The sequence below is a fragment of the Acidovorax sp. genome (genome assembly GCF_046339755.1).
Lineage (GTDB): Bacteria > Pseudomonadota > Gammaproteobacteria > Burkholderiales > Burkholderiaceae_C > Acidovorax.
In genome coordinates this window covers 1-6,962 of record NZ_JBKDTZ010000389.1, presented here as the reverse complement: position 1 = coordinate 6,962, position 6,962 = coordinate 1, and the positions used below count along the sequence as shown (strand labels likewise).

Sequence of the window (6,962 nt, the reverse complement as noted above, 5' to 3'; positions counted from 1 at the left end):
GGGCAACACCATCCCGCTGTCAGCGCGGCTGATGGCGGTGGCCGATGTCTACGATGCCCTGATCTCCGAGCGCGTGTACAAGGCCGCATTCCCGCACGAGATGGCAGTGGAGATCATCCGCGACGGCCGGGGCAGCCATTTCGATCCCGACATGGTGGACGCCTTCCTCGCGCTGTCCGAGGAGTTCAGGGCCATCGCCCAGCGCTTTTCCGACGGTGAACATGCGCTGGCCGCCCAGGTGGACCGCATCGCCGCCGACCTGCCTGCCGAGCACATCGAGCTCACCGCAGACGGCGCCCGCAAGACTTGAGCCCATCCATCCCATGCATCCCTCCAAGACCACCGTGCTGCTGGCCGAAGGTGCCAGCGCCATGCGCCAGGCCCTGGCCAGCCAGCTGCAGACCTTCGGATTCGGCCAGGTGCTGCAGGCCCGCGACGGCGCCCGCGCCCTGCAGCTGCTGCGCGCGGAACCCGTGCACGTGGTGGTCTGCGACATGGACATGCAGGGCATGGACGGCCTCGGGTTGCTCGAAGCCATGCGGGCCGACCCGAAGCTGGCGGGCCTGCCCTTCATGCTGATGTCGGGCGGGCTGGACCGCGACTCGGCTGCCAAAGCCATCCGCCTCGGCATCGGCGATCTGCTGGTCAAGCCCTTCACGGTACGCCGCCTCATCGAGCGCATGCAGAGGGTGATGCAGCGCGACGCCCAGGCCCTGGTCTCCGCACTGGCGCCCCCGCCCCCGCTGGAGCCCGTGCCCGAACCACCCGCCGAGCCCGAGCGCGCCACCATCCTGGTGGTGGACGATACGCCCGACAACCTGCAATTGCTGGCCGGCCTGTTCCGCGACCGCTTCAAGGTCAAGATCGCCCAGAGCGGCGAAAAGGCCCTGGCCATCTGCCAGTCCGACGCGCCGCCAGACCTGATACTGCTCGATGTGATGATGCCCGGCATGGACGGCTTCGAGGTAGCGCGCCGCCTGCGCGAGCACCACGCCTCGGAATGCACACCCATCATCTTCGTCACAGCGATGACCGACGACGCCTCACGCCACCAGGGCCTGAGCCTAGGCGCCATCGACTATGTCTTCAAACCCATCGAGCCCGAGCTGCTGCGCCTGCGGGTCAGCAACCTGATGTACTACGTGGAGCACCGCAAGCAATTGCAGAAGGATTTTGACCAGATGCACGAGAACAGCCGGTTGCAGGCGGAGGTGGAGCGGTTGCGGGCGGAGGTGAGGAGTCTGCGCGGTGTCTGATCAGGGGCAGCAGGCTGCGGAAACCTGGGGGACATGGGTCGCGGCCTGCCCTGTCGCCACCAGCCCCAGCTTGCCCAGCAACTGCACATCGGCCTCCACATCCGGGTTTCCCGTCACCAAGAGCTTGTCGCCATAGAAGATCGAATTCGCCCCGGCCAGAAAGCACAGCGCCTGCACCGCCTCGCCCAGCTGCTGGCGGCCGGCCGAGAGGCGCACGCGCGCCTTGGGCATGGTGATGCGGGCCACGGCGATCATGCGCACGAAGTCGAGCGGGTCGATGGGATCGCTGTCGGCCAGCGGGGTGCCGGGCACGCGCACCAGGCTGTTGATGGGCACGGATTCCGGGTAGGGGTTGAGGTTGGCCAGTTGGGCGATCAGCCCGGCGCGGTGCACGGGTGCCTCGCCCATGCCGACGATGCCGCCGCAGCACACGCTGATGCCGGCGCTGCGCACATGCTGCAAGGTGTCCAGGCGGTCCTGGTAGGCGCGGGTGCTGACCACGTCGGTGTAGTACTCGGGGGCGGTGTCGAGGTTGTGGTTGTAGTAGTCCAGGCCAGCGTCCTTGAGCGCCTGGGCCTGGTGCCCTTCGAGCATGCCCAGCGTGGCACAGGTCTGCAGGCCCAGGCCCTTGACGGCGCCGATCAGTTCGCTGACTTTTTCGATATCGCGGTCCTTGGGCGCGCGCCAGGCGGCCCCCATGCAAAAGCGCGTGGCGCCTGCGTCCTTGGCGGCCTGGGCGGCGCGCAGCACTTCGTCCACGGCCATCAGCTTGTCGGCCTTGACGCCCGTGTCGAACTCGGCCGCTTGCGGGCAGTAGCCGCAGTTCTCGGGGCAACCTCCGGTCTTGACCGAGAGCAGCGTGGCCAATTCGATGTCGCCCGCAGGCCAGTGCCGGCGGTGCACGGTCTGGGCCTGAAACAGCAGGTCCATCAGGGGTGTGTCGAGCAGGGCCTGGATGGCCGCGACCGACCATTCGCCCTGCACTGCCGGCTTGGGCGCGGGGCGGTGCAACTGGATGGGCTGGGGGGTGGACAGTGCGTGAGATTCCATGGGGGTGATCCTTTCAAAGATGCCGGACGCCACGCGCACCGGTGTCACACAAGGCGCCACTGCGGTGATGGATGAAATGGCACCTTGCGTTGCTATCACTCTGATTTTGAAGGAGGTTTTGGTGCAGATACAAGCTGTATGGTCACAAAAAGTGCCACAAATTTCTGTTCCATAACTTCATTCATTTGCAAATGCATGAAGAGCGACAAAGCGTGCATTTGGATTACTTAGACTGCATTTTGAAAGCACCTAAAAATCCGTTTGCGGAACTTGCAGCCTATGGAGCGCTTTTGCTTCCATCTTGCACGCCAGGCCGCCCTGGAAGCTTCGACGTTCGTGAAAGTTAGGGCGCCGTTGGCAGCGTGCGTTCCGTCCAGAGCAGCGCACCGGCCCCCGCGAGCAGGCATGCCAGGGCCAGGACATCGGCCTGCACCACGCGCTGCAGGTGCGCGTTGAATCCGCCGGTGGACCAGGCGAGCCAGAGGAAAGAGGCCACGCTGGAAAAAGCCAGCGCCAGGGCCAGCCATTGCAGGGCTGGTTTGAAGGCGGCGTAGACGCACACCGCCCCCACGATGCCGAACAGCACGGCGCGGTGGCGCATGAGGATCAGTGCACTGGGGTCGGACGGTGCGGCCCCATACAGGCGGGCCAGGTGCTCGGGGCCGAGCACGCCCGAGACGGGGATCAGGTGGATGATGCCCACGACCAGCAGGGCCAGGGTGGTGAGGATGCGCATGGGAACACAACTCCATGAAAGGACGGAATGCTCCGTTTGTATTCCCCATGGACTTACGGATCCATGACCCGCCAGGTCATGGACGGTGTTTTCCAGGATCAGCGCCCGAGCAGTTCTTCCAGTGCGTTGCGGATGGCGGCCGGCTTGTCCGCCGCGCCTTCGAACGCGGCGCAGCTCGGGGCGCGCTCGGTCTCGGGCCCGCGTGCACCCACGCGCGAGAACAGGCGTTCACAGTCGCAGCGCAGGCTGGCCAGGGTCTGGCGGGTGCGGCGGTTCCTCACCTCGGCCACCCAGCAACTGTCGGCGCAGCCGCAGGAGCGGTATTGCAGGGTTTCGCCGGGGCGGGCCCAGTCCAGCGGGTAGGCGTTACCAGCAGCCCAGGGCGCGGGGCTGGCCAGCGCGAGCAGCAGCACCATCGCCGCAGTACGCAGGCAGCGCCCCGAGGAGGCCATCAGCCCAGCGCCGCGATCACGTCGGCCGGCGCCTGCACCAACTCGATCAGCACGCCCTCGCCCGCAATCGGGAACTCGTCGTTGCTCTTGGGGTGCAAAAAGGTGATGTCGTAGCCCGCAGCGCCCTTGCGGATGCCGCCCGGCGCAAAGCGCACGCCTTGGGCGGTGAGCCATTCGACCGCCTTGGGCAGATCGTCGATCCACAGGCCGATGTGGTTGAGCGGCGTGGTGTGCACGGCGGGCTTCTTGTCGATGTCCAGGGGCTGCATGATGTCCACCTCCACCTTGTGGGCGCCCTGCCCCATGGCCAGGATGTCCTCGTCCACGTTCTCGCGCTCGCTCTGGAAGGTGCCCGTCTGGGTCAGGCCCAGCATGTCCACCCACAGGGTCTTCATGCGCGCCTTGTCGGTGCCGCCGATGGCGACCTGCTGGATGCCCAGGACTTTGAAGGGACGGGTTGCGGATGTGTTCATGGCAGTCTCGATAGGAAGAATGGCGGTTGCAGGCGAAGCATCACACCTCGCCAAGGATCCAGCTGCTGGCGGTGGCGAAATACTCGCGCAGCCAGGCGTTGTAGCGCAGGTAGAGCGGCGTGGGGGCCGCTGCCACCACGGATTGCGTGTAGCCGATCTTGCGCGCGATGCGCTGGGCGCGCACAGTGTGGAAGTCGCTGGTGACCACGGCCACAGGGCTTTCCAGACCCAGGCCCTTGGCCTGCAGCAGCGGCAGGCTGTAGCGCAGGTTCAGTTCGGTGCTGGTGCTGCGCTCTTCCTGCAGGATGCGCTCGGCCGCCAGGCCCTGGGCGCGCAGGTAGTCGCCCATGATGCGGCCCTCGCTCGCGGTCTCGCCAAAATCCACCCCGCCCGACACCACGACCCAGGCCGCAGGGTGGGCGGCGGCCAGCTCGCGCGCCTTGTCCAGCCGAGCCCGCAGTGCGGGCGATGGCTGGCCGTTGGGCGTGCCGCTGCCCAGCACGATGATGGCCTGGGGCTGCACATCGGCCATACTGGCATTGAATTCGCGCACCTGCCCTGCCAGCGCATTCCAGAACAGGCCGACACTCGTCACCCAGGCCAGCAGCAGCAGCCAGCCCGCGCGCCACAGGCGCCGGCCTGTGCGCGAGCGGCTGCGCCAGGATTGCAGGGGGTGCCAGCGCCAGGCCAGCAGGCACAAGCCCAGGCCCAGGGCGCCGGGCACGGTGACACCCATGGAGAACAGGCCCATGGACATCAGCACCAGGCCATCGGCCAGCAGCACGGCGCCCACCAGCAGGCAGGCCAGGCGCGCCAGCGGCCAGCGCCTGCGGGGCGCGGCCGATGGCCATTCGTCCACCGTCACGAACACGGTTGGGTGCGCCCCGCGATCATTGGAATTCCAGAATCACCTGGTCCACGGCCAGCGATTCGCCCTTGCCGGCCACGATCTTGCCGACCACGCCGTCCTGCGCGGCAAAGAGGATGTTCTCCATCTTCATGGCCTCGATCACGGCCAGCTTCTCGCCGGCCTGCACCTTCTGGCCGGGCTGAACGGCCACATCCACCAGCAGGCCGGGCATGGGCGAAAGCAAAAAGCGGCTCAGGTCCGGCGGGGCCTTAAAGGGCATGAGCTGGTGCAGGCGCGCGCCCAGGGGCGAGAGCACGATGGCCTCGATCTGCGTGCCGTTGTGCGCGATGCGCAGCGCCAGCGGGTTCTTGCCCGCGCCGCGCTCCACCTGGGCGGTGAACCCAAGGCCATTGCACTGGCCCTGCACGCGCACCTGGCCCAGCGTGGCCGAGCTGCTGATGCGGTAGGTGCGGTCCTGCACAGTCACGGCGCTGGAGCCGGACAGGTCCTCGAAATCCGTCACCGACACGGCGTTGTGCACGTTCTGGCCGCCGGCGCCCAGCGTGACCACCACGAACTGCTCGCCCACCTTGACCTCGTGCCCGGCCAACTGGCCGCTGATGCCCGAGGCGCGCGCACGGTAGCGGCGGTTCATGTAGGCGGCCAGCGCCACCAGGAACAGCGGGTCCTCGTGCGGCACGTCTTCGGCGGCAAAGCCCTGGCTGTAGTTTTCGGCGATGAAGCCGGTGTTGAAGTCGCCCGAGACGAACTTGGGGTGCGCCATCAGCGCCGCCTGGAAGGGGATGTTGCTGCTGATGCCGCGGATCACAAAGCCGTTGAGCGCCGCGCGCATCTTGTGGATGGCGTCGTCGCGGTCGGTGCCGTGCACGATGAGCTTGGCGATCATCGAGTCGTAGAACATCGGGATCTCGCCGCCCTCGTACACGCCGGTGTCCACGCGCACGCCGAGCTTCTTGGCCGTGTCGGACTGGAACATCGATTCTTCCGGCGGCTGAAAGCGCACCAGGCGCCCGGTGCTGGGAAGGAAGTTGCGGAACGGGTCTTCGGCGTTGATGCGGCACTCGATGGCCCAGCCGTCGCGCTTCACGTCGGCCTGGGTCAGCGGCAGGGCCTCGCCGGCGGCCACGCGGATCATCAGCTCCACCAGGTCCAGGCCGGTGATGCACTCGGTCACCGGGTGCTCCACCTGCAGGCGGGTGTTCATCTCCAGAAAGTAGAAGTCCTGGTCCTTGCCGACCACGAACTCCACCGTGCCGGCGCTCTGGTACTTCACGGCCTTGGCCAGTTGCACGGCCTGCTCGCCCATGGCCTTGCGCGTGGCGTCGCTGATGAAGGGCGACGGCGCCTCCTCGATCACCTTCTGGTGGCGGCGCTGGATGGAGCATTCGCGCTCGTTCAGGTAGATCACGTTGCCGTGGCTGTCGCCCAGCACCTGGATCTCGATGTGGCGCGGCTGCTGCACGAACTTCTCGATAAAGATGCGGTCGTCGCCGAAGCTGTTGCGTGCCTCGTTCTGGCAGCTGGCGAAGCCCTCGAAGGCCTCCTTGTCATTGAAGGCCACGCGCAGGCCCTTGCCACCGCCACCGGCCGAGGCCTTGATCATCACCGGATAGCCGATGCCCTTGGCGATCTCCACCGCCTGCTCAGGACCGCTGATGGCGTCGTTGTAGCCAGGAATGGTGTTGACCTGGGCCTCGTTGGCCAGTTTCTTGGAGGCGATCTTGTCGCCCATGGCCGCGATCGAATGCGCCTTGGGGCCAATGAAGGCGATGCCCTCGTCCTCGCAGCGCTGGGCAAAGGCCTCGTTCTCCGACAGGAAGCCGTAGCCCGGGTGGATGGCCTGGGCGCCGGTCTTCTTGGCGGCGGCAATGATGTTGTCGGCCAGCAGGTAGCTCTCGCGGCTGGGCGCGGCGCCGATGCGCACGGCCTCGTCGGCCAGCTTCACGTGGCGGGCTTCCTTGTCCGCGTCGGAATACACGGCCACGGTGGCGATGCCCATCTTCCGGGCGGTGGCGATGACGCGGCAGGCGATTTCGCCCCGGTTGGCGATCAATATTTTGGTAAACATGGCGATCTTCTTTTCTAAAAGTACGAGCCGGAACTGGTTGGGTTAGGTGCTGGCAC

General features: G+C 66.7%; 9 protein-coding genes. 3 read left to right on the top strand and 6 right to left on the bottom strand.

The window, feature by feature from the left end:
• Together ACK59X_RS33425 and ACK59X_RS33420 are read left to right on the top strand one after the other, a co-directional pair.
• Positions 1-310 (top strand): HD-GYP domain-containing protein (locus ACK59X_RS33425; protein WP_409963610.1); only part of this gene is annotated, 310 nt, incomplete at its 5' end.
• A gap of 13 nt (positions 311-323) precedes the next feature.
• Positions 324-1,256: a response regulator gene (locus ACK59X_RS33420; protein ID WP_409963608.1), complete on the top strand. Its 933-nt coding sequence runs from the start codon at positions 324-326 to the stop codon at positions 1,254-1,256.
• Here the strand turns inward: ACK59X_RS33420 and bioB are convergent, their stop codons facing one another.
• Positions 1,257-2,306 carry a biotin synthase BioB gene (gene bioB, locus ACK59X_RS33415; RefSeq protein WP_409963606.1) on the bottom strand — a complete coding sequence of 350 codons (1,050 nt, stop codon included), beginning with the start codon at positions 2,304-2,306 and terminating at the stop codon, positions 1,257-1,259. It lies immediately after the preceding gene.
• Here bioB and ACK59X_RS33410 point away from each other — a divergent pair.
• Complete coding sequence (locus ACK59X_RS33410; protein ID WP_409963604.1) at positions 2,305-2,481, top strand: hypothetical protein; 177 nt, start codon at positions 2,305-2,307, stop codon at positions 2,479-2,481. The two genes, bioB and ACK59X_RS33410, sit on opposite strands and share 2 nt — an antisense overlap.
• A 168-nt stretch (positions 2,482-2,649) precedes the next feature.
• Here the strand turns inward: ACK59X_RS33410 and ACK59X_RS33405 are convergent, their stop codons facing one another.
• The 5 genes from ACK59X_RS33405 to ACK59X_RS33385 all read right to left on the bottom strand — a co-directional run bounded on the left by ACK59X_RS33405 (position 2,650) and on the right by ACK59X_RS33385 (position 6,906).
• On the bottom strand, positions 2,650-3,042 hold the full coding sequence (locus ACK59X_RS33405; protein WP_409963602.1) for a phosphopantetheine adenylyltransferase: 393 nt from the start codon (positions 3,040-3,042) through the stop codon (positions 2,650-2,652).
• 98 nt (positions 3,043-3,140) lie between these two features.
• A complete protein-coding gene (locus ACK59X_RS33400) occupies positions 3,141-3,494 on the bottom strand; it encodes a hypothetical protein (protein WP_409963600.1) in 354 nt (117 codons plus the stop codon).
• Positions 3,494-3,967, bottom strand: coding sequence for a VOC family protein (locus ACK59X_RS33395; protein ID WP_409963598.1), 474 nt, complete (start codon positions 3,965-3,967; stop codon positions 3,494-3,496). Before ACK59X_RS33395 ends, ACK59X_RS33400 begins: the two co-directional genes overlap by 1 nt.
• 40 nt (positions 3,968-4,007) lie before the next feature.
• Positions 4,008-4,838: a YdcF family protein gene (locus ACK59X_RS33390; RefSeq protein WP_409963596.1), complete on the bottom strand. Its 831-nt coding sequence runs from the start codon at positions 4,836-4,838 to the stop codon at positions 4,008-4,010.
• Positions 4,839-4,857: 19 nt separating this feature from the next.
• Positions 4,858-6,906 (bottom strand): acetyl-CoA carboxylase biotin carboxylase subunit, encoded by a 2,049-nt coding sequence (locus ACK59X_RS33385; RefSeq protein WP_409963594.1) that lies wholly within the window; start codon positions 6,904-6,906, stop codon positions 4,858-4,860.
• Positions 6,907-6,962: the final 56 nt, after the last annotated feature.

Bases quoted from the DNA above. Each gene is read 5' to 3' on its own strand.
- ACK59X_RS33420 (WP_409963608.1), top strand. From the start codon at position 324: ATGCATCCCTCCAAGACCACCGTGCTGCTGGCCGAAGGTGCCAGCGCC.
- ACK59X_RS33410 (WP_409963604.1), top strand. From the start codon at position 2,305: ATGGGGGTGATCCTTTCAAAGATGCCGGACGCCACGCGCACCGGTGTC.
- bioB (WP_409963606.1), bottom strand. From the start codon at position 2,306: ATGGAATCTCACGCACTGTCCACCCCCCAGCCCATCCAGTTGCACCGC.
- ACK59X_RS33405 (WP_409963602.1), bottom strand. From the start codon at position 3,042: ATGCGCATCCTCACCACCCTGGCCCTGCTGGTCGTGGGCATCATCCAC.
- ACK59X_RS33400 (WP_409963600.1), bottom strand. From the start codon at position 3,494: ATGGCCTCCTCGGGGCGCTGCCTGCGTACTGCGGCGATGGTGCTGCTG.
- ACK59X_RS33395 (WP_409963598.1), bottom strand. From the start codon at position 3,967: ATGAACACATCCGCAACCCGTCCCTTCAAAGTCCTGGGCATCCAGCAG.
- ACK59X_RS33385 (WP_409963594.1), bottom strand. From the start codon at position 6,906: ATGTTTACCAAAATATTGATCGCCAACCGGGGCGAAATCGCCTGCCGC.